This window comes from Hymenobacter tenuis (assembly GCF_054780495.1).
On the sequence record NZ_BAAGWF010000004.1, the window covers coordinates 908,318 to 929,621 of the forward strand.

The 21,304-nt window shown below is 56.8% G+C and carries 17 protein-coding genes and 1 pseudogene; 14 read left to right on the forward strand and 4 right to left on the reverse strand.

Annotated features, from left to right (window positions below; translation table 11 throughout):
- Positions 1-126: 126 nt before the first annotated feature.
- Positions 127-1,377, reverse strand: coding sequence for a metallophosphoesterase (locus ACYVGU_RS17505; protein ID WP_460623101.1), 1,251 nt, complete (start codon positions 1,375-1,377; stop codon positions 127-129).
- A gap of 113 nt (positions 1,378-1,490) precedes the next feature.
- On the opposite strand from ACYVGU_RS17505, the gene radC reads away from it, so the two are divergent.
- The 9 genes from radC (at position 1,491) to ACYVGU_RS17550 (ending at position 12,747) form a co-directional block, all read left to right on the forward strand.
- Positions 1,491-2,267 (forward strand): JAB domain-containing protein, encoded by a 777-nt coding sequence (gene radC / locus ACYVGU_RS17510; protein WP_460623102.1) that lies wholly within the window; start codon positions 1,491-1,493, stop codon positions 2,265-2,267.
- A 282-nt stretch (positions 2,268-2,549) separates the two neighbouring features.
- Entirely contained in the window at positions 2,550-3,191 is a 642-nt protein-coding gene (locus ACYVGU_RS17515) for a DUF1684 domain-containing protein (RefSeq protein WP_460623103.1), read from the forward strand.
- A 136-nt stretch (positions 3,192-3,327) separates the two neighbouring features.
- Entirely contained in the window at positions 3,328-5,763 is a 2,436-nt protein-coding gene (gene pheT / locus ACYVGU_RS17520; RefSeq protein ID WP_460623104.1) for a phenylalanine--tRNA ligase subunit beta, read from the forward strand.
- 29 nt (positions 5,764-5,792) lie between these two features.
- Positions 5,793-6,185 (forward strand): hypothetical protein, encoded by a 393-nt coding sequence (locus ACYVGU_RS17525; protein WP_460623105.1) that lies wholly within the window; start codon positions 5,793-5,795, stop codon positions 6,183-6,185.
- Between the two features lie 84 nt (positions 6,186-6,269).
- On the forward strand, positions 6,270-9,275 hold the full coding sequence (locus tag ACYVGU_RS17530; protein ID WP_460623106.1) for a M16 family metallopeptidase: 3,006 nt from the start codon (positions 6,270-6,272) through the stop codon (positions 9,273-9,275).
- A 122-nt stretch (positions 9,276-9,397) separates the two neighbouring features.
- Complete coding sequence (locus tag ACYVGU_RS17535; RefSeq protein ID WP_460613917.1) at positions 9,398-9,694, forward strand: hypothetical protein; 297 nt, start codon at positions 9,398-9,400, stop codon at positions 9,692-9,694.
- A 33-nt stretch (positions 9,695-9,727) separates the two neighbouring features.
- Entirely contained in the window at positions 9,728-10,018 is a 291-nt protein-coding gene (locus tag ACYVGU_RS17540; RefSeq protein ID WP_135529332.1) for a cell division protein ZapA, read from the forward strand.
- A gap of 135 nt (positions 10,019-10,153) precedes the next feature.
- Positions 10,154-11,851 (forward strand): ribonuclease Y, encoded by a 1,698-nt coding sequence (gene rny, locus ACYVGU_RS17545; RefSeq protein WP_460613918.1) that lies wholly within the window; start codon positions 10,154-10,156, stop codon positions 11,849-11,851.
- Between the two features lie 329 nt (positions 11,852-12,180).
- Positions 12,181-12,747, forward strand: coding sequence for a hypothetical protein (locus ACYVGU_RS17550; protein WP_460623107.1), 567 nt, complete (start codon positions 12,181-12,183; stop codon positions 12,745-12,747).
- 8 nt (positions 12,748-12,755) lie between these two features.
- Here ACYVGU_RS17550 and ACYVGU_RS17555 read toward each other — a convergent pair whose 3' ends face one another.
- Positions 12,756-14,153 (reverse strand): mercuric reductase, encoded by a 1,398-nt coding sequence (locus tag ACYVGU_RS17555; RefSeq protein WP_460623108.1) that lies wholly within the window; start codon positions 14,151-14,153, stop codon positions 12,756-12,758.
- Positions 14,154-14,316: 163 nt separating this feature from the next.
- Between ACYVGU_RS17555 and ACYVGU_RS17560 the strand changes: the two genes are divergently transcribed.
- The 3 genes from ACYVGU_RS17560 (at position 14,317) to ACYVGU_RS17570 (ending at position 16,822) form a co-directional block, all read left to right on the forward strand.
- Positions 14,317-15,048, forward strand: a complete 732-nt coding sequence (locus ACYVGU_RS17560; RefSeq protein WP_460623110.1) for an outer membrane beta-barrel protein — start codon at positions 14,317-14,319, stop codon at positions 15,046-15,048.
- 261 nt (positions 15,049-15,309) lie between these two features.
- On the forward strand, positions 15,310-15,978 hold the full coding sequence (locus tag ACYVGU_RS17565; protein ID WP_460623111.1) for a hypothetical protein: 669 nt from the start codon (positions 15,310-15,312) through the stop codon (positions 15,976-15,978).
- A 79-nt stretch (positions 15,979-16,057) separates the two neighbouring features.
- The gene (locus ACYVGU_RS17570) at positions 16,058-16,822 is read left to right on the forward strand and encodes a hypothetical protein (RefSeq protein ID WP_460623112.1); all 765 of its coding nucleotides are present in this window, start codon (positions 16,058-16,060) and stop codon (positions 16,820-16,822) included.
- Between the two features lie 69 nt (positions 16,823-16,891).
- Here ACYVGU_RS17570 and sucD read toward each other — a convergent pair whose 3' ends face one another.
- On the reverse strand, positions 16,892-17,773 hold the full coding sequence (sucD, locus tag ACYVGU_RS17575) for a succinate--CoA ligase subunit alpha (protein ID WP_460613924.1): 882 nt from the start codon (positions 17,771-17,773) through the stop codon (positions 16,892-16,894).
- Between the two features lie 296 nt (positions 17,774-18,069).
- Here sucD and ACYVGU_RS17580 point away from each other — a divergent pair.
- A pseudogene (locus ACYVGU_RS17580) lies at positions 18,070-19,044 on the forward strand (PLP-dependent cysteine synthase family protein); the annotation flags it as partial.
- Positions 19,045-19,094: 50 nt separating this feature from the next.
- Positions 19,095-19,517, forward strand: a complete 423-nt coding sequence (locus ACYVGU_RS17585; protein ID WP_460613925.1) for a response regulator — start codon at positions 19,095-19,097, stop codon at positions 19,515-19,517.
- Between the two features lie 81 nt (positions 19,518-19,598).
- Here ACYVGU_RS17585 and ade read toward each other — a convergent pair whose 3' ends face one another.
- Positions 19,599-21,254, reverse strand: a complete 1,656-nt coding sequence (ade, locus tag ACYVGU_RS17590) for an adenine deaminase (protein WP_460623113.1) — start codon at positions 21,252-21,254, stop codon at positions 19,599-19,601.
- Positions 21,255-21,304 lie beyond the last annotated feature (50 nt).

Below are 21,304 nucleotides of genomic sequence, written 5' to 3' on the forward strand. Positions count from 1 at the left end.
TCGGAAAATTCCGATGGCCCCTATACGGTAGGGCTGCGCAGAGGTTTTCGGCCTGAAAAAGCGTGAAAACAAAAAGCCGCCACGATACCTCGTAGCGGCTTCAGGCAAGCTATAAATGGCCGAGTACTAGGCCCGGCGCAGCTCAAAAACGGTGATTTCGGGCAGGAAGCCTACTCGACCATGATACCCGATAAAGCCTAGGCCCGCATTTACATACAAGTACTGCTTGCCGCGCTGGTACAGGCCCGCCCACTGCTTGTAGGCATACTGCACTGGGCTCCATTTCAGGAAGGGCAGGTTCACGCCAAACTGCATGCCGTGGGTGTGGCCCGAAAGCGTCAGGTCGATGTCCTCGAACTGGTGCACCTGCTCATCCCAGTGCGAGGGGTCATGCGAGAGCAGAATCTTGAACGAGGCGCTAGGGTCGGCGGCGGCGTGCGCTTTATCGAGCTTGCCGTACTGTGCAAAGCCGCGGGCTCCCCAGTTTTGCACCCCCAGTACACTTATTTTTTCGCCGTTGCGCTCAATGGTACGGGCCTCATCCAGCAGCAGGTTCCAGCCAATTTTGGCGTGATGCTGCTTGAGCCGAGCCAGGTTAGCTGCCTTGGCTTGGGCACCGCCCTGCTCTTCCCAGTTCACGTAATCGGAGTAATCGTGGTTACCGAGAATGGAGTAGATAGGCAGCTTAGACTGGATGCCGGCCAGCGTATCAATGTGCTCCTCTACCTCGTGGGCAAAGTTGTTCACTAGGTCGCCGGTCATGAACACGAGGTCGGCTTCCTGCTTGTTAATTAGGGCAACGGCTCGTTGCAACGGCTCTTTTGATTGAAAAGAACCCGTGTGCAAATCCGAAATCTGGAGCAGCTTAAAGCCATCGAACGAGGCCGGCAGGTTGGGGAACCGCAGCGTTACGCGCTTCACGGTGTAGTCGGTGCCGCCCTTCAGCATGCCCCAAATAAGGGCCGTAAACGGAATAGCGCCGGCTACTAGGGCTAGTTTGCTCAGAAACTCGCTGCGGGAAATGGCCGAGCCACCCGCACTAGCCTCTTTCGGGCCCGAAACCGCCTGCACGGCCCAGCGGCCTACGCGCACTACATCTTCTAGCAGCAGCGGAATAACCACCACAATTTTGGCCGCCACCATGGCCAGCAGCACCCCGCCCAGGTACGATTTAAAGGACGCATGCTCGCGGCGGTTGCTCATGGCCCAGATGCCCAGGCCCCAGATCAGAACCGTCAGGACCCAATACAATGCCGTGGTGAGGCGGCGCGAGCCAGGGGAGGCGTGTTGCACCATGGTGCGCACCGCTTGGAAACCATACCACTCGCCGGCAATTACCAGCGCAAAAAAGATAAACGGAAGAGTTGCTCTTGACATAGGTGAAAGGCAAACCTGCACAGAAAGGATTAGTTCGGGGCCGGGTGCTACTGCAGCAGACGGCGTTGCGCGGTTTTTGCTTTAAATTCCGGGCTGTACAACAACGGTGCCCTATGCAAGAGTTTGACAATCTGTCGGAAAATCTACCAGAACATCTATCGGAACCTGCTACCCCCGCGCTAGGCCCCTTGCGCTACGAAACCCCTACGGCCTTCGGAATAAAAAGCTGGGCCGAAGAAGACCGGCCGCGGGAAAAGCTGTTGCAGAAAGGCCGCGCCGCCCTGTCTGATGCCGAACTGATGGCTATTCTGCTAGGCTCGGGCACGGCCAAACTCTCGGCCGTAGACGTGGCCAAACTGGTGCTGAATGCCGCCAACAACGACCTGAACGTCCTAGCCCGCTTCTCAGTGAAGGAACTGATGCGCCAAAAAGGCATTGGCGAGGCCAAAGCCATTACCATCGTGGCGGCCTTGGAGCTGGGCCGCCGGCGCAAGGAAGCCGATGCGCCGGCCCGCCCGACCATTACCAACTCCCACGACATCTACCGCATCATGCGCCCCCACTTGCAGGATTTGCCGCACGAGGAATTTTGGGTAGTGCTCCTGAACCGGGCCAACGTGGTGATGCGCACTGTGAGCATCAGCCGTGGCGGTGTGGCCGGCACCGTTGCCGACCCGAAGTTGATTTTCAAGGAGGCCTTGGAGCAGTTGGCATCATCTGTCATTTTGGTGCACAACCACCCGAGCGGCAACCGCAACCCTAGCGCCGCCGACATTGCTCTCACCCGCAAGCTCAAAGAAGCCGGCCAGTTTCTGGATTTACCCATTCTCGACCACATGATTTATACGGATGCCGGCTACTACAGCTTCGCCGATGAAGGCATGCTGTAAGCCACTTCTTGAAAATGAACGTCATGCTGAGCGCAGCCGAAGCATCTCTACCACTTCGGCTGGATAGGCCTAGGCCAGTTAATTAGCCAGAGGTAGAGATGCTTCGACTCCGCTCAGCATGACGGTCTTATTTGCTAGGGTAACTTACTAGCCCAACATCAGCACGCAAGCTGCTTCGGCAAGCTCAGCATGATGTTCTAGTGTAGTAAAAAGCACTAACTATGCTCTAGCCAGTAAGTAAATGACCTGCGCGAAGCCGGGGCGCTGCCGTACCTTTGCCGCATGCGAATCAATCCGAAACTTTTCATTGCCCTGGGCCTGCTGCTCGTGTTTGGCTACTTTTTGCAGGATATTGTACTGGGTAGCAATCAGTTTGCAGCCGGTATTTACAAAGCCCGCAAGGAAAAAAACGACTCGTTTCGTCGCGCTAAAAACTCGCCCCTGACCTCGGAGCAGCGTGAGGAGTTCGACAGCCTGCGCTACTTCGTGCCCGAAAAGGACTACCTAGTAAATGCTAAGCTAGAGCGCTTCGCCAAGCCCGAAACCATCCGGATTCCGCTCACCGATGGCAAAGCCGACGCCTACTTGCGCTGGGGAAAAGCTTCGTTTGAGGTGAATGATGTGCCCCTGCAGCTAGTGGTACTGCTGAAAGTAGATGAGAAGGACGGCAAGCTGTTCATTCCGTTCACCGACAAAACCAACGGCTTCACTACCTACGGCGGCGGCCGCTACCTCGATGTGGCCGTACCTGCCGAAGACGAAGACGAACTCACCCTCGACTTCAACCAGGCTTATAACCCCTTCTGCGCGTACGGCGCGGGCTTTGCCTGCCCCGTGCCGCCCGCGGAAAATCGGCTGGCCGTAGAAATCAGGGCCGGTGAAATGGCTTTCCCCGAAATCGACCACACGGGCCACAAGCACTAGGCTCTCTTAACATCGCAACCCACCGGCCCGAAGCCTAAAACAGGCGTTTTCGGCGCCCGCCCGAATCCGTACCTTTGTGCTGCTTTCTGGCTCCTAGGGGCTCAGAACCCGGCAACCGATAACTGGCATCTGACTCATGAAAATATCCCTCGACTGGCTCCGCACGCTTATTCCTACCGACAAACCCGCCGAGGAAATCGGGCAGCTGCTCACCGGCTCCGGGCTGGAGGTAGAAGGCATTGAGGAGCTGGAAAGTGTACCGGGTGGCTTGCGCGGCCTCGTACTGGGCACGGTGCTCACCTGCGAAAAGCATCCCGACGCCGATAAGCTCAGCTTAACTACTGTGGACGTAGGCGATGAAACGCCCCGCCAGATTGTGTGCGGCGCGGCCAACGTGCGCGCCGGCCTGAAAGTGGTGGTGGCGCTGGAAGGCGCCATGCTGTACCCCGCGCAGGGTGAGCCGTTCAAAATCAAGAAGTCCAAAATTCGCGGTGAGGCCTCTGAGGGCATGATTTGCGCCGAGGATGAAATTGGCTTAGGCACTTCGCACGCCGGCATTATGGAGCTGGACACCGACCTGCCCAACGGCACGCCCGCCGCCGACTACTTCGGCCTGGGTTCTGACTCCGTATTCGAAATTGGCCTGACGCCAAACCGCGCCGATGCCGCTTCGCATTACGGCGTGGCTCGCGAGCTGCGCGCCCTGTTGCGCCAGCCCTGCCACCTACCCGATATCAGCAAGTTCCATGCTCCTACCGAGGCGGCCCAGAACATCCGGGTTACGCTGGAAGATGCTACGGCTGCACCGCGCTACGCGGGCCTGCTGCTGGAAAATGTGCAGGTAGGCCCGTCGCCGGAGTGGCTGCAGCGCCGCCTGCGTAGCATCGGTCTGTCGCCGATTAACAACGTAGTCGATATCACCAACTTCGTGCTGCACGAGCTGGGTCAGCCCCTGCACGCCTTCGATGCCGACCAGATTACGGGTAACCACATCCGGGTAAAGCGCGCTGAAGCGGGCGAGCGGTTTATCACTCTCGATGGCCTAGAGCGTACCCTGCGCTCCGAAGACCTGGTAATTGCCGATGCCAACGGAGCCCCCATGGCACTAGCCGGCGTATTCGGCGGCAAGACCTCGGGTGTATCGGACGCAACGACGCGCGTGTTTCTGGAAAGCGCCTACTTCAGCCCCGCCGCAGTGCGCAAAACCGGCCAGACGCACCAGCTCAAGACCGATGCGTCGTTCCGCTTTGAGCGCGGCACTGATCCGCACATGGTGCCTATTGCCCTGAAGCGCGCCGCCCTGTTGCTGCAAGAAGTGGCCGGTGCTACGGTGGCAGCACCCGTGGTAGATGAGTATCCAACCCACATCAGCCACACGCCAGTGCGCCTGCGGTTGCCGCGCGTAGAGAAGCTAGTAGGCCAGTTCATTGCGCCCGAGCGGATTCGTCAGATCCTCACCGACCTCGATATTCTCATTTCGGAAGAGCTGACGGATGATGCTGGCCACGCCGAGTGGATTTTGTCGGTGCCGCCGCATAAGGTAGATGTTACCCGCGAGGCCGATATCATCGAAGAGATTCTGCGCATTTATGGCTACAACCACGTGGCCTTGCGTCCGCATAACTCGGCCAGCTACCTCGCCAAATTTCCAAACCCCGACCCCGAAGTAATCCGCCAGAACACGGCGCGTCTGCTCAGCGGCCAGGGCTTCTCGGAAATCATTACCAACTCCATCACCAATTCTCTGTACTTTGAGAAGGAGGGCGAAACGAACGAAGCGCTGGTGCGCCTGCTCAACTTCAATAGCGCCGAGCTGAACGTGTTGCGGCCCACGCTGCTGCACAGCGGCCTAGAAGTGGTGCGCCATAACGTAAACCGCCGCCAGCGCGACCTGAAGCTGTATGAGTTCGGCAAGACCTACCGCCAACTCGGCAACGGCCAGTATGAGGAGCACAACAAGCTTGTGATTTACCTGACCGGCAACACTTCCGCCGAAACCTGGCAGCAGAAGTCGGACAAAGCCACGTACCACCAGTTGGCGGGTGCCGTGCAGCAAGTACTGGCTTCGCTTGGGTTCCCGGCGCCTACCTCGCAGCCGGTACAGCACCCTTATCTGGCCGGTGGCCTCACGTTGCTCGCCCAAAACCAGCCGGTAGCGCAGTTGGGTGCCGTGTCGGGGGTAGTGCTGAAGAAGATGGACGTGTCGCAGCCTGTGTGGTACGCCGAGCTGGACTGGGATTGGCTGATGCGCAAGTACAAGAACAGCTTGGTAGCCCGCGAGCTGCCCAAGTTTCCGGAAGTGCGCCGCGACCTGAGCCTGGTGGTCAATAAAACCGTCACCTTCGACCAACTCCAGCAGATTGCCCGTCGCACCGAAAAGAAGCTGCTGCAGCAGGTGAATGTGTTTGATGTGTACGAAGGCGAAAACCTGGGTTCCGACAAAAAGTCGTACTCGGTAAGCTTCCTGCTCCAGGACCCTACCCAAACCCTAACCGACCAGGCCATTGACGGCGTGATGCAGCGCCTGATTCAGCAGTTCGAGCAGCACGCCGGGGCGGTCATTCGGCGGTAGCTGCTGCTAGTATTCTCTATGTTTATAAAATGAACAAAGAGATATGGCGGTCTTGGTGGTTGAGTTCAATTGCTGAACTGACCAACCTCGATTTGCAAGTAACGATGTGGTTGGATGAGCATAATGTCAATCCTCACTGGGGGTATGTCGAATTTATGTGCTGTTACTTCGACGACGTCCTTGGAGGAAAAGATTATGAAGGTTTTCTAAAAGATAAATGGATTTCTGGAGTCGAATACAAGTGCATCAAACAGTGGCATGAGGCACTTAAGGAGCACAGAGCACCTAATGGTGATGATTACGATGAGGCCAATATTTTAAATGATCCTAACTGGCGAGCAATTGTTGCAGTAGGAATGACATCTAAAGCGCAATTAGCCAGCTTATTGTCAATGTCTGAAAGATCTATTTTACTAGGTTAATATTAAGTCAATAGAAACCAGTTTATTTACCCGTCATCTGCTAGCAGATGGCGGGTATTTTTTTGGTCTAATTCGTTAGTGTTTATGTATTCACGATACTTCCTGGGCTTGTTGGGCCTAGTGCTGACGGCCGCGCCGGCTATAGCGCAGCAAAAACCGGCCAAGGCTACGGCCGCCAAAACGGCCACTGCGGCAACCGCTTCCGGCACCAAGCTGGTGGAAAAAGTAACCCGCAAAGGCTCGGAGCTGGTTATTCCTTACGAGAAATATGTGCTGCCCAACGGTCTCACACTCCTGGTCCACGAAGATCATTCGGACCCCTTGGTGCACGTAGATGTAACCTACCACGTAGGTTCAGCCCGCGAGCAGGTGGGTAAGTCGGGCTTTGCCCACTTCTTTGAGCACATGATGTTCCAGGGCTCCGATAACGTGGGCGACGAACAGCACTTTAAGCTGGTAACGGCCGCGGGCGGCAACCTGAACGGCACCACCAACCAAGACCGCACGAATTACTTTGAAACCGTACCTAGTAACCAGCTGGAAACCGCGCTGTGGCTGGAAGCCGACCGCATGGGCTTTCTGCTTGATGCCGTAACCCAGCAAAAATTCGAGGTGCAGCGCTCCACCGTGAAAAACGAGCGAGGCCAGAACGTGGACAACCGGCCCTACGGCCGCGCCTACGAGATAGTGGCAAGGACCATGTTTCCGTATGGGCATCCGTATTCCTGGTCGGTGATTGGCTCACTCGAAGACCTGGACCGCTCCAATGTAGACGACCTGAAGAACTTCTTCCTGCGCTGGTACGGCCCCAACAATGCTACCCTTACCATTGCCGGCGACGTACAGCCAGCGCAAGCCGTGCGGCTGGCCGAAAAATATTTTGGGACGATAAACCGCGGTCCGGCTGTGCGCAACATGAAGCTGCCGGCTCCGGTACTAGGTCAGAATCGGTACGTAAGCTACGAGGACAACATCACCCAGCCCATGCTGATGCTGTCAATGCCGACCATTCCGGTCTATCATCAGGATGAGGCCGCCCTGGATGCCGTAGCCGACCTGCTGGGCGGCGACAAGAACAGCTTGCTGTATAAAAACCTAGTCAAAAATCAGTTGTCGCCGGACGCGTATAGCTACCAGAGCAACTCAGAGCTGGCCGGCGAATTTGTTATTGGCGTCATGGCGTTTGAAGGCCAGCGGCTGGATAGCGCCGAAGCCCGGGTGCGCCGTACCCTAGCTGAGTTTGAACGTAAAGGCATTGCCCCCGCTGATCTGGAGCGCTACAAAGCTCAGGCCGAAGTCAACCTGATCAACAGCCTCAGCAGCGTAGGCTACAAAGCCAGCCGGTTGGCGCAGTATCAGACCCTAGGCGGCAACGCCAACCTGCTGCCACAGCAACTGCAGCGCCTGCGCGCCCTCACGCCCGCCACGGTGCAGGCCGCTTACGATAAATACCTGCGCGGCAAGCCCGCCGTGATACTAAGCGTAGTGCCCAAAGGCAAACCCGAGCTGGTAGCCCACGCCAATAACTTCACGGTAGATAAAGCCAGCTACAAAGCCCCAGCCGATGAATACGCCGGCCTCAAATACATCAAAGCCAAGGATAGTTTCGACCGCAGCAAGCAGCCTAAGGCCGGTGCCAACCCCGTGCTGAAAGTGCCCGCGTACTGGCAAAAGGAAATGCCCAACGGCCTGCGCGTCATCGGAACCCGCAACGACGAAGTGCCTACCGTCACGATGCTGCTCACTATTCAGGGTGGCCAGCGCCTGCTGCAAAGCCGCCCCGATAAAGTGGGCTTAGTCGAAATGACGGCCAAAATGGTGAGTGAAGGCTCGCAGAAGTACACCACCGAAGAGCTAGAGGCAAAGCTGAAAGCGTTGGGTAGCAGCATGTACATCTCCGCCGGCGACGACGACATCAAGGTGTATGTGCAAAGCCTGACGAAGAACTTGGACCCCACGCTGGCCCTAGTAGAGGAGCGCCTCCTGCACCCCCGCTTTGACTCCGCCGACTTCGAGCGCCTGAAAAAGCAGCAGTTAGCTATGGTGAACGACTTCCAGAGCCAAGCCCGCGTAACCGCCGACCTCGTGTTTAATGGCTTGGCGTACGGGCCCGGTAACGTAACCGGGGTAGCCGTGGCCGGCACGCCAGCCAGCATTGCCAGCATCACGCTCGATGACGTAAAGCAATTCTACCAGCAAAGCTTCGCACCGAATGTCAGCTTCCTGACGTTGGTAGGAGACGTAACCGAGCAACAAGTACTACCTAAGCTGGGCTTCCTGCAGGCGTGGCAGCGCCACGAGGTGCCCGCGCTGGTAGCGGCGCCCTCCGCCCCGCAACCCGACAAAACCAAACTCTACTTTGTAGCCAAGGAAAACGCACCCCAGTCAGAAATCCGGATTGGCTACCTGACGGCTTTGCCTTACGATGCTACCGGCGACTATTACCGCGCTACGCTGGCCAACTACCTGCTTGGCGGCGCCTTCAACTCGCGCATCAACCTGAACCTGCGCGAAGACAAAGGCTACACTTATGGCGCCTTCACCGACTTCACCAGCACCCGCTATGCCGCGCCTTTCACGGCCCAAGCTGGCGTGCGCGCCGATGCTACTGCGGCCTCCGTGCGCGAGATGATGAAGGAGCTCACCAACTACCGCGAAGGCATTTCGGCCGATGAGCTACAGTTTCTGCAAGCCTCAGTGGGGCAGAGCGAAGCGCTTAAGTATGAAACCGGACAGCAAAAAGCCCAGTTCCTGAGCCGCATGCTGGAGTATAACCTCAAGCCTGATTTTATTGATCAGCAGTCGGCCATACTACGCCAGCTCACGGCCGCTGACGTGCAAGCTGCCGCCCAGAAAAACCTGCCCGTCGACAAGATGTACATTGTGGTTGTCGGCGACCGGAAATACTTGCCGGAGCTGCAACAGCTAGGGTATGAAGTAGTAGAAACCAGCTTCGCCAATAACATCGTCTCTACAGGAGCAGCGGCGGCACCTAGCGTGGCTGCTCCGGCTGAGCTGCCGGCAGGCAAGCTCAAAGTAGAAGACACCACGGGCCGCAAGGTGAAAGTGAAGCGCAAAGCCGGAAAGTAAACGGCCCGCTTGATACCTGAATCTCCCCGCGTCTGGCTTTTCCGTTCGGGAACAGCTAGGCGTGAGGAGTGTGTTTGTGCGGTGGAGGTTTGCTACCTTCACCAAAAATATTCTCTCTGCCTATGGCATCTACTCAGCAGCTTGCGCAACTCGACCGCATGGAACGACAGGTGACCACCTTAGTGGCTGCCTATCAGCAGTTGCGTGAGGAGCTTGCCGATGCGCAGACGACCATTCAGCAGCTGCGGGCCGATGTACGCGACCGGGAGCGCCAGTTGAAGGATTTCCAGAATCAGGAGAATATCACTAAACTTGTCAATACCATAGCCGGAGAACCGGCCAATGTCAACGAGCTGAAACTTCGCCTCAACGAATACATCCGAGAAATAGATAAGTGTCTTGCCTATTTGAGGGAGTAACCACCACCTAACCCCACCACCTACTGGCTACTGATGTCCGATCTGTCCATCAAAATCCGCGTTGCTGACCGGGACTACCCTATGCGGGTAAGCCCCCAGGATGAGGAGCGCCTGCGCATGGCAGGCCGGTTGCTAAACGAGCGGCTGAAGGAATTTCGTGAACAGTATGGCATTCAGGACAAGCAGGACTTGCTGGCCATGATTGCGTTATCAACAATGGCTGACCGCCTGAAGGTCAGCAAGGAAAAGGACGGGACCGACGCGGCCCTCACCGAGCGCCTCGCGCGCCTGGATGAGCTGCTGTCGGGAGTGGTGCTGGTCTAGCTAGTTACGCGGCTAGCAGCAGCGCGAAGCGTAAGCCCGAGCAGGGTGGGGTAATCGGCCCCGCTTACTGCGCGGGCATTGGTGTTTCTACGGAGCTGTGGGTTTCTTCCTTCCTTTAACCCCCCCTTATAGCTCATGTCCGAACCTCTCTATATTGTTCTTGCTGCTGTGCTAGCCCTTGTGGTTGGCGTAGTGCTCGGACGCCTGCTGGCCGGTAAGGCCCGGCAGGATCATGAAGCCGACGCGAAAGCCCGGGCCCAGCAGATTCTGGCCGAGGCGGAAGCCCAGGCGACCCGTACCCGCGACGAGCGGATTCAGCAGTCGAAAGATAAATTCCGCACCCTTAAGCAGGAGTTTGAGCAGGAAAGCCGCCGCCAGAAGCAAGCCCTGGAGCAAGAACTCACCGAGCGCCGCGCCACGGTAGTGGAGCAGGAGCAAAGCATCAAGCAGCTCACCCTCACTACTCAAAAGCAGCTGGAGCAAATTCAGCGCAAAGAGAAAGACCTGGAAGCTACTCGCGAGCGGATTGAAACCCAGGCGCAGCAGCAGCGCGAGAAACTGGAAGCTCAAGAGGAAAAGCGCCGCACTACCCTCGAAAACCAATTGGCTAAACTGGAACAGCGCGAGCAGGAAGTAGAAACCGAGCTGGAAGAAGGCCGCCAGGAGTTAAGCGAGAAGCTGCAGCTAGTAACCTCGCAGCTGGAAAGCATTTCGGGCCTCACAGCCGCTGAAGCCCGTGAGCAACTGGTGGAGTCGCTGAAAAACGAAGCCCAGATTCAGGCCTCTTCTTACATCAAAGATGTGGTAGCCCAGGCCAAGCTCACGGCTACCAAAGACGCCAAGAAAGTGGTGCTGGAAACTATTCAGCGCACTGCTGCCGAACATGCCATTGAGAACTGCGTGTCGGTGTTCAACATCGAATCGGACGATGTGAAAGGCAAGATTATCGGCCGTGAGGGTCGTAACATTCGGGCACTGGAAGCCGCTACGGGTGTGGAAATCATTGTGGATGATACCCCGGAAGCCATCATTATTTCGGGCTTCGACCCGGTTCGTCGGGAGGTAGCTCGCCTAAGCCTGCACTTGCTGGTGAAGGATGGCCGGATTCACCCGGCTCGCATCGAGGAGATTGTGGCTAAAACCCGCAAGAACATCGACGAGGAAATCGTGGAAATCGGGGAGAAAACTATCATCGACCTAGGTATTCACGGCTTGCACCCCGAGCTGATTAAGATGGTAGGCCGGATGCGTTTCCGCTCTAGCTACGGCCAGAACTTGCTCCAGCACTCCCGTGAAGTAGCCAACCTTTGCGCCACCATGGCCGCAGAGCTAGGCCTGAACGTGAAGCACGCCAAGCGTGCTGGTCTGTTGCACGACATTGGAAAAGTAAGCACCGAGGAGCCCGAACTGCCCCACGCCATCTTGGGCATGGAAATGGCCAAGAAGTACAAGGAGCATCCCGACGTAGTGAACGCCATTGGCGCTCACCACGACGAAATGGAAATGACGGCCATGATTTCGCCGCTGGTGCAGGCTTGCGACGCTATTTCCGGCTCGCGCCCCGGTGCCCGCCGCGAGATGATGGAAAGCTACATCAAGCGCTTGAAGCAGCTAGAAGAAACGGCCAACGGTTTTAAAGGCGTGAATCAGTGCTTTGCCATTCAGGCCGGCCGCGAGCTGCGCGTAATGGTAGACGCCGAAAACGTAACTGACGAACGCGCCGCCGAGCTGAGCTACGAAATTTCGCAGAAAATCGAGAAAGAAATGCAGTACCCCGGCCAGATCAAAATCACGGTTATCCGGGAGATGCGGGCGGTGGCTTACGCCAAGTAAGCACCTAGTAACCGACGTACAGAGCCCGCCGCAACATCTGTTGCGGCGGGCTTTTTTTGTGGAGTGTGCAACGTTTACTCAGCCGCTATACTCTACTCACTAGGCCCAGAAATAAGTGAAAGCTATACCCTATTGCTATGCCAAAAAATATACGCTTTCAACGCAGCTTATTGGTTCTGTTGGCTTGGTCAATGGGGAGTTGCTCGGTGTATGCACCTTTGCAGCCCGCCGCTCCTATAGTACGCCAAAAGGGAGAGGCAGAGGTAGTTGGTAGCGTATATGGGAATGGTCGTTTGGAGGCCTCAGCGAGCTATTCCCCGATCAAGCATGTGGTACTACGGGCGGCAGGGGGGTTGCGTGCGGGTGGCGGCGACTCCACCTATTTCCGAAACCGTCAGATGGAGTTTGGGGCAGGCACGTATTGGTACCTGAAAGAGCAATGGTTAGTAGGCGGCATGGTGGGGTACGGCGTTGGCCGGAGCAACCGGCGGTTCACCCGCGACGGATTTGAGTCGCTGTTTCTAACTCCCTCAGTAACCTATGATTACGCGGCACGCTATTGTAAGCTGTTTGCCGACGCATACATCGCCAACGACGCGGATAGAGTAACCTACGGCGGTGCGTTTCGGTTGTCGCAGGTGCGTTTTACTTCGCTTACCGATAAAGGCCTATCTATACCATTACGGCGCATGACTCGCGTAGAGCCACTGCTGTTTATGCGCTTTAGCGGCAGAAATAGCGCACGTTGGTTGCAGCTGCAACTGGCCACTAGCGTGTCGTTTTCGCCGGATGAAAGAAAGAATGGTTCTAGTGACATCCGCATTCGGGATACAAAAGAAGGACGGTTGTACACCTCTTTGGGGCTAGTCATTTATCCTCACCTATTTAAAGAGTAGGCCCAGTACTACGCCTTTTCCAGCTTCGCAAACAAGTTATTAAGCGCTTCAGCCCAGGTCGGGTGGGCAAATACGGTGTTCTGCAAATCGTCGCAGGTGAGGCCTCCCGCCATGGCCAGCTGTATCATCGACATGATTTCTCCTCCTTGCTCGCAGAAGACGGTAGCTCCGATGATGTGGCTGCGGCCATCAACCAGCACTTTCATGAAGCCTGTGGTGTGCCCGGTTTCTTGCGAGCGACCAACGTACTTCACGGGCATAGTGGCTACGCGATAGTCAAGCTTTTGCTCCTGAGCCTGTTTCTCAGAAAGACCAATGCGGCCGAGCTGGGGCTGAGTAAATACCACATAGGGTAGAGGTCGGGCTTTGGCCGAGCGGCGCTTGCGGTGCAGGAGGTTGTCGCGGACTACGCGGTAGTCGTCGTAGCTAAGGTGGGTGAACTGAGGACCCGGGTGCACATCGCCTAGGGCATACACGCCGCGCACGTTGGTTTGCAGCCGCTCGTTCACCAGGATATAGCCCTTCTCATCGGTTTGGATGCCAGCCGCTTTTAGCCCCAGGTCATCGGTGTTGGCTTCCCGGCCCACGGCTACCAGCAAGTGAGAGCCATGGATTCGCCGTTCGCCGGTGGGGGTGGAGGCTGTAAGTGTATACAGGCCATCGGGGTTACGGGAGACCAGCCGTACTTCGGCCTCCAGCACAAATTCGATTCCATCAGCTTCTAGCTGCCCGCGCATGGCCTCACATACGTCATCATCTTCGCGCTCCAGCAGGTTATGAGAGGCATCAATAACCGTTACGCGGGACCCAAAGCGGCGAAACATCTGGCTGAACTCTAGGCCAATATAGCCACCGCCCAGAATGATCAGATGTTCGGGGAGCTCCTTTACATCCAGCATTTCCAGGTTAGTAAGAAAGCCGCTCTCCACTAACCCTTCAATGGGCGGCACGGCGGCTCTGGTGCCCGTATTAATAAAAACAAGCGGCGCGGTAAGTTCCTGCTGCTCGCCGCTGGCCAAGGCTACGCGAAGGGTGCGTGGGCCAGTAAAGGTGGCGTGGCCGTGCAGGACGGTAATGCCCGGGTGCTCCTGCGTCAGGTTTTTGCGCACGCCTTCGCGCTTGGCTTCAATAATGGCGTTTTTGCGCGCTACAATGGCCCGCAAATCTGCTTTGGGCTGACTGGCCCGCACGCCGTAGTCGGCGGCACTGCTGATTTGTTGCATTCGTTCAGCAGAGGCCAGCATGGCTTTCACGGGCGAGCAGCCGTAATTGATGCAAGAGCCACCTAGCAGGTATTTCTCAATTATTGCTACCTTTTTTCCGGCATCAGCCAAGGCCGTTGCCAAAGGTGAGCCAGCTTGGCCGGAGCCGATAATGAGCGCGTCGAAGCGGGTAGTAGAAGCCATACAGGTACAGTGCCGAAGAAGCGGCCGAAGCCCGGCCGTAGTGCCTATACGAAGCTTGGCTCTAAACTACTGATGTGGCGCTTTTACCAACAGGTTTTGCCCAGCTTACACAACGAAAGTCAACTTCCTGCGTTCTGCCCAACCAGCCACCATTCTGCTGCCGATGCCGCTCTTTTTCCGTTGTTGCCTAGTCGTGTTGTTGCCGTTGCTGGCCAGCTGCACGTCGTTGTATTTTCCGCCGCCGCCCCAAGTACCTCTGCTCACCCAGAAAGGCGAGTTCAGCGCGAGCCTGCACACCAATTTCAGCCAGAATACGGCGCTGCAGGGCGCTTATGCTATTTCCGACCACTTGGGCGTAATGGGTTCGGCCTCCTCATTGAGCACCAATAAAAAGCGGCGGGCCGAAAACCACGATTTTGGCGAGGTGGGCCTGGGCTACTACACCCGCCTGGCCGACCGGAGGGTGTTGGAAATCTATGGCGGCTACGGCTTGGGCAAAACCAAGCGCGTGGAGCGCACCCCCGACGAGGGCATTACCCGCACCCTGGAAGGCAACCTGACCAAGTACTTCGTGCAGGTAAACTACACCTCCAAAGACCGCAAAAGCTTTCACGTACTAGGCCGCGACTGGCCCGTAAGCTATGGCACGGCCTTGCGAGCCAGCTACATGCAACTGGATAACTTCCGCATTGATGGGCTGGGCAGCACGCCCGAGGACAACGTTTTTCTAGAGCCCATTACTTACACCCGCGTTACGCTGGTCGGGCCCGTCGATTTTCAGGTAATCAGCGGCAGTAATTTTGGCCTGCGGCAGCGCAAGTTTCTGAAAGCAGCCAACTCCGTATTTCAGTTTGGGCTAGTAGTGAACCTAGGCGGGCAGAGCGGAGACAAATAGCGCTTCATGCTCGATGAAAAGTCTGATTCCGGGCCGGGGTTTAAGCACTTCAGGCGCCTAGTAACCGGATATAGCGTAGTAGCAGAGTGGCAGAACCAGGCGCTGTAAAGTCAGTATAAGAACTATGTTGGTTTGGGGGCCGGCAGGAAAGAAAGCTACTTGAAGCACTCCTTTCCCGGCCGCTGCATGAAACTACTGTTATCCTGCCTTACTACGCTTGCCCTAGCGGGTTGCTGTGTGTATTTGCCCATGCAGCCAACTATGCCGCTTCTCGAAGAAAAGGGGCAGCTGGAAATAGCCGCAAATATCCAGCTTACCGGTCGTATGGAGGCCACCGCAGCGTATTCGCCGCTGGAGCACGTGCTGGTTACCGGAGCCGGCACTGTTGGGTTTAAGTGGGCAAATGAACAGGACGGCTATGTCCGTACCCGGCAAGGCGAGGTGGGGTTGGGCGGCTACTGGAACCTAGGGGAAGCGTGGCTACTGACCGCAACTACTGGCGTTGGGTCCGCCACCTCGCACGTAAAAAGCTGCTGGTGGGGCTGTGATGACGAGTTTAAGGGAGACTACCGCAAGCTCTATGGGCAGCTCGGTATTGCGCACTTCGGGCTCCTTAACACCCTAGGGGTTACCTACCGCCTGGCCTCGGTGCAGTTTACTAATCTTTTGGCTGATGGAGAACCAGTTCCTGGTCTGCAAACCATGCGGCATGAGCTGGCCGTTCAGCAGCGCAGAAGCCTGTACGGTTCCTCCCAGTGGTTTGTGCAGTCGGTGGGAGGTGTTTCGCTGAGTAATATTTCTGATAGCAACGACGGCTTGCAGATGAAGTCTGATCAGTATTTCACGGTTGGGCGGCCGGCCGTCTTCTGCAGCTTGGGTCTTGTGTGGCAGCCTCCGCTCAAACGCGCTGCCGTGCGGGTGCGCAACTAACTCACTATATCTAAATCTAAGGCAATTTACTAGGTGCCACAGGCGCCCAAAACCTTATTAACAGGTATTAAACAACTATATGAAACAGTATCTGGTGCTTTGTGGGGCTTGCCTTTCCGGCTGTGCGGTTTACGTGCCCACCGTGCCTAGTACGCCTCTGCTCCGAGAGAAAGGGGAAGTGGAAATTACGGCCGCTGTTCGCAGTCTTTCCAGCTTTGAAGCTGGCGCTGCCTGGTCGCCGGCCCGGCGCCTGCTGGTGGCCGGAGAAGGGGCTGCCCAGACAAGAGAGACCAGCGTAACCAGCAACAACAGTACGGCTACCTACCGCAGTACGCATCGGCAGGTCGGGCTAGGGCTGGGAACATACAGGCTGCTCGGCCGAGACCAATCCGTGTATCTCGCGGCATTGGGCGGCGTTGGGGTTGCGAAAGCTAAGGTGTATGACCAAGATATTGAGCGCTTTGCGCTCATCATTCCAATTCCTGGTCCGCAGGTACAATACCAGGCCACGTATCTGCGCTACTACGGGCAACTCTATGCAGCCCGGCAGCTGCCAAAGGTTAGCTACGGGCTTTCTGTCCGGAGTACGCTAGTGAATTATATCAAGCTGCTGCGCGACGATACGGCTATTGAGCCCGCAAACAGATTTTTTCTGGAGCCGACGGGTTTTGTACGGGTCGGAGGAGGGCCACTCCAGGCAATGGCCACGCTTGGTGTTTCACTGCCCGGCCGTGCTGCCTCCGGAAACCCCGACCGCCAGCAGGTGGCGCCAGTCAGCTCCTTAATTAGCTTTGGGGTAGTGTTGCGGCCTCATTTGCTACAGCCAGCTGTTGCGAAGAAATAAGATTAGGCACGCCACAAAAAAGCCCCGACTTGCGCCGGGGCTTTTTTGTATGGTTCTGCTGGTTTGAGCTTACTTGTTGCCTAGTACGCGCAGCATCGTGTCGCCGATTTCAGCAGGCGAGTCTACTACGTGGATACCACACTCGCGCATGATGGCCATTTTAGCAGCCGCCGTGTCGTCGGCGCCACCTACAATGGCACCAGCGTGGCCCATGCGGCGGCCGGGAGGTGCGGTTTGGCCAGCAATGAAGCCTACTACGGGCTTTTTGTTGCCGGTTTCTTTAATCCAGCGAGCAGCTTCGGCTTCCATGCCACCGCCAATTTCACCAATCATCACGATACCCTCGGTCTCGGGGTCGTTCATGAGTAGCTCTACGGCTTCTTTGGTGGTAGTACCAATAATGGGGTCGCCGCCAATGCCGATAGCCGTGGTTTGGCCCAAGCCTGCTTTGGTTAGCTGATCAACAGCTTCGTAGGTCAGGGTACCCGACTTCGAAACGATGCCTACACGGCCTTTGGTGAAGATAAAGCCGGGCATAATGCCCACTTTGCACTCACCGGCAGTCATTACGCCGGGGCAGTTAGGCCCAATCATGCGCAGACCTTCGCGGCCTTTCAGATACTCCTTCACCGCAATCATGTCCTTGGTCGGGATGCCTTCGGTGATAGTTACAATGACTTTGATGCCAGCGTCGGCGGCTTCCATAATGGCGTCGGCAGCAAATGCCGGCGGCACAAAGATGATGCTGGTATCGGCGCCGGCCTGCTCTACGGCTTCCGCTACGGTGTTGAACACGGGACGGTCGAGGTGCTGCGTGCCGCCTTTGCCGGGCGTTACGCCACCCACCACGTTGGTGCCGTACTCAATCATCTGTTGAGCGTGGAATGAGCCTTCGGAGCCGGTGAAGCCCTGCACAATCACTTTGGAATCCTTGTTTACCAGAACACTCATAGAAGTGGGGTTAGAGGAAGATGCGGGTTTGGGGTGGGGTACTGCTCGTCGACTACCGTCGACGGTGCGCAAAAGTAGGCTTTTTTGGGTGTCGGGCGAAGTGCCGGGCCGGGAAAGATGCCGCGGCTGCCGTTTCACATAAGACAGTCCGCTGTGTGCTGCCCTCAATAGCTTCCAGAATGCCTATTGGGGCAGCCCGAAGCTCGGCTGTGCAACTAGGCACCGGTATACACCAAGCCGCCGACCTGAAATTCGTACCTTTGTGGCCTCTCTCCAATACCACCTACCTCTCACCCATGTATTTGAATAACATCGTTGAGGCTATCGGCAATACGCCGCTCGTAAAGCTCAACAAAGTCACGGATGGCATTAAAGGCACTGTGCTGGCCAAAGTGGAATATTTTAACCCCGGCAACTCCGTGAAGGACCGTATGGCCCTGAAAATGGTGGAGGATGCTGAGAAAGCGGGCCTGCTGAAGCCAGGTGGAACTATCATTGAGGGCACTTCCGGCAACACCGGCATGGGCCTGGCGCTGGCCGCCATTGCGAAGGGCTACAAGTGCATCTTCACGATGAGCGACAAGCAAAGCAAGGAAAAGCAGGATATTCTGAGGGCAGTGGGAGCGGAGGTAATTGTGTGCCCTACTAATGTAGCGCCCGATGATCCGCGCAGCTACTACTCGGTGGCCCGCAAGCTCAATGCCGAAATTCCGAACTCCATCTACCCCAACCAGTACGATAACCCTTCCAACTCTCAGGCGCACTACGAAACCACCGGCCCCGAGCTGTGGGCCCAGACGGAAGGCAAAATCACGCATTACGCGGCGGGCGTAGGCACGGGCGGCACCATTTGCGGCACGGCCAAATACCTCAAAGAGCAGAACCCCAACCTGGTAACCGTTGGTTTGGACACCTATGGCTCCGTGTTTAAAAAGTACAAGGAGACCGGTATTTTCGATGAAAACGAAATCTATGCTTACAAAACGGAAGGCATCGGGGAAGATATTCTGCCCAAGAATGTTAACTTTGATTTGATTGACCTGTTCATCAAAGTAACTGACAAGGATGCGGCTTTGATGACGCGCCGGTTGGCCAAAGAAGAGGGCTTGTTCGTGGGTTGGTCGTGCGGATCGGCTGTGTACGGCGCTCTGGAATATGCCAAGGAGCATCTGAAGGAAGAGGATACCATGGTCATTATCCTACCCGACCACGGCACTCGCTACCTCGGAAAAATCTATAACGATGAGTGGATGCGGGAGCAGGGCTGGCTCTAGGCCCAGGTTTTCTCCTCTACTCTTTTCACTTAAAGAATATCGATACCATGTCAAAGAAGTTGCGCAACGTGGTGCTGGTGGACGACAACGAAACCACTAGCTTCCTGAATAATCGTCTGCTCAGCCGCCTCGACGTGGCCGAGCAGGTACAAACCTTTTCTAAAGCGGAGCAGGCTTACCAGCAGTTCTGGGGCGGCCCCAATGGCGAGCCGGCGAAGGAAGAAGTTCCGGACCTCGTGTTCGTGGACTTGAAAATGCCCGGTATGGATGGTTTCGAGTTCCTGAAGCTGTTCAGCTCCTTGCCCGAATCGGTACGCGAAAAAACGGTAATGGCCGTCCTGACTACCTCGATGCACGCCGCCGATACGGCCCGTGTAGCGCAGTATGAAGGTGTTGAATACCTAGCCAAACCGCTTACCGAAGAGAAAATGCAGAAGCTGCTGCAAAAGCGCTTTGTATCGGTTGAATAGGTTTTTGAACCTAGTAACCCTTTCATAAAAACGCCCCGTGCTGCCGAGCACGGGGCGTTTTGCTTTCAGGCGAAGAACAGATTACACAACGGCCTCCACAAACCGGAATGCCTCCCCATCAAACAAGCCTTTGTCGCTGAGCTTGAGGCTAGGAATTACAAGAAGCGCCATAAACGAGAGCGTCATGAAGGGGGCCTGCAGCGGCGAGCCCAGTTGCTTGGCCAAGGCATCAACAGCGGCATATGCTTCGGCCACGTGGTACCCATCCTGGTCCGACATGAGGCCCGCTACGGGCAGTGGCAGCACCAGTTCCTCACCTTCAGGCGACACCACCGCCAGGCCGCCACGGGCTTCAATAACTAGGTTTACGGCCCGGGCAAGGCTAGCGTCGTCGCAGCCGACGGCCGTGATGTTGTGCGAGTCATGGCCTACGCTGCTGGCCAGCGCGCCGCGCTTCAGGCCAAAGCCTTTGATAAAGGCTACTGCTGGCGGGGCGCTGTGGTAGCGGTTCACCACCGTAAGCTTCAGCACATCCTCAGCCAAATTTGGTACTACCAACCCATTTTCTACAAGGGCTGGTACATCGTGCCGGGCCGTGATAAGCTGGCCGTCAAAGCACTCAATCACCCGAACGGTAGCAGCTTGCTGGGGCGCGGGCAACTGAAAATCCTGGGCCTGCACCGGGTTGGTATCAAAGTTATTGACAACGGTAACGGCTACGGCCGGAATGCGCGTTTGGCCATTTTCGGCTACTAACTCCCCGTTCAGGTAGGTTTGGCGGACGGCGAAATCTACTAGGTCGTCTACCACGATAAAGTCGGCGGCGTCGCCTTCGCGCAGCAGGCCTACGGGTAATTTGTAGTGCTCCACAGGGTTGCGGCAGGCTACGCGCAGTACCTTCAGCACATCTTGGCCGCGGGCTACGGCGCGCTGCACGAGTTGATTGATGTGGCCCAACACCAGCGTATCGGGGTGCTTGTCGTCGGAGCAGAACATCAGGTGCTCATAGTGCTCTGGCAGCAAATCAATCAGGGCCTCGAAGTTGCGGGCCGCCGAGCCTTCCCGAATCAGGATTTTCATGCCTACTGCCAGCTTGTCGAGGGCTTCTTCGGCTGTAAAGCACTCATGGTCGGTGCTGATGCCGGCGGCCGCGTACTGGCGGGCATCATCGGCGCGCAGGCCGGGGGCGTGCCCGTCCACGGGGCGGCCGTACTGCTGAGCCAGCCGGATTTTTTCCATCACCAGCTCGTCGCGGTGCAGCACGCCCGGCCAGTTCATCATTTCGGCGAGGTAGCCAATTTCCGGATGCTCCTGAAACAGCAGCTCAATATCGTGGGCTGTTATTTCGGCCCCGGCTGTTTCAAAGGGGGTAGCGGGCACGCACGAGGGAGCACCAAAGCAAAATTTGAACGGCACCTGTTGCCCGTTCTGGAGCATATACTTCACGCCGGCCACACCCAGCACGTTGCCAATTTCGTGCGGGTCGGAAACGGTAGCTAGGGTGCCGTGCACCACGGCCAGGCGGGCAAACTCTGAGGGCACAAGCAAGGAACTCTCCACGTGCACATGGGCATCCACGAAGCCGGGCAGCGCGTAAGGCAGCGCCGGGTCGGGGGCGGTAGCGCCGGTTGGTTCAATTTGGCGGATACGGCCATTGGCTACGTGCAGGGTGGCCGGTGTTATAGTGTTCTGAAACAGGTTGATAACGTTGGCCTGAAGCTGGAATTCGGCAGACATAGGGCAGGAGGGAGGCGCAGTGAAAAGAAAAGCCGGAGGGCGGCTAACGG

What these genes read in the sequence shown, in the direction of transcription:
- ACYVGU_RS17515 (WP_460623103.1), top strand. Translation starts at nt 2,550, where the DNA reads ATGCGAATCAATCCGAAACTTTTCATTGCCCTGGGCCTGCTGCTCGTG.
- sucD (WP_460613924.1), bottom strand. Translation starts at nt 17,773, where the DNA reads ATGAGTGTTCTGGTAAACAAGGATTCCAAAGTGATTGTGCAGGGCTTC.
- ACYVGU_RS17535 (WP_460613917.1), top strand. Translation starts at nt 9,398, where the DNA reads ATGGCATCTACTCAGCAGCTTGCGCAACTCGACCGCATGGAACGACAG.
- ACYVGU_RS17560 (WP_460623110.1), top strand. Translation starts at nt 14,317, where the DNA reads ATGCCGCTCTTTTTCCGTTGTTGCCTAGTCGTGTTGTTGCCGTTGCTG.
- ACYVGU_RS17540 (WP_135529332.1), top strand. Translation starts at nt 9,728, where the DNA reads ATGTCCGATCTGTCCATCAAAATCCGCGTTGCTGACCGGGACTACCCT.
- radC (WP_460623102.1), top strand. Translation starts at nt 1,491, where the DNA reads ATGCAAGAGTTTGACAATCTGTCGGAAAATCTACCAGAACATCTATCG.
- ACYVGU_RS17555 (WP_460623108.1), bottom strand. Translation starts at nt 14,153, where the DNA reads ATGGCTTCTACTACCCGCTTCGACGCGCTCATTATCGGCTCCGGCCAA.
- pheT (WP_460623104.1), top strand. Translation starts at nt 3,328, where the DNA reads ATGAAAATATCCCTCGACTGGCTCCGCACGCTTATTCCTACCGACAAA.
- ACYVGU_RS17525 (WP_460623105.1), top strand. Translation starts at nt 5,793, where the DNA reads ATGAACAAAGAGATATGGCGGTCTTGGTGGTTGAGTTCAATTGCTGAA.
- ACYVGU_RS17585 (WP_460613925.1), top strand. Translation starts at nt 19,095, where the DNA reads ATGTCAAAGAAGTTGCGCAACGTGGTGCTGGTGGACGACAACGAAACC.
- ACYVGU_RS17570 (WP_460623112.1), top strand. Translation starts at nt 16,058, where the DNA reads ATGAAACAGTATCTGGTGCTTTGTGGGGCTTGCCTTTCCGGCTGTGCG.
- ACYVGU_RS17505 (WP_460623101.1), bottom strand. Translation starts at nt 1,377, where the DNA reads ATGTCAAGAGCAACTCTTCCGTTTATCTTTTTTGCGCTGGTAATTGCC.
- ACYVGU_RS17565 (WP_460623111.1), top strand. Translation starts at nt 15,310, where the DNA reads ATGCCGCTTCTCGAAGAAAAGGGGCAGCTGGAAATAGCCGCAAATATC.
- ACYVGU_RS17530 (WP_460623106.1), top strand. Translation starts at nt 6,270, where the DNA reads ATGTATTCACGATACTTCCTGGGCTTGTTGGGCCTAGTGCTGACGGCC.
- rny (WP_460613918.1), top strand. Translation starts at nt 10,154, where the DNA reads ATGTCCGAACCTCTCTATATTGTTCTTGCTGCTGTGCTAGCCCTTGTG.
- ade (WP_460623113.1), bottom strand. Translation starts at nt 21,254, where the DNA reads ATGTCTGCCGAATTCCAGCTTCAGGCCAACGTTATCAACCTGTTTCAG.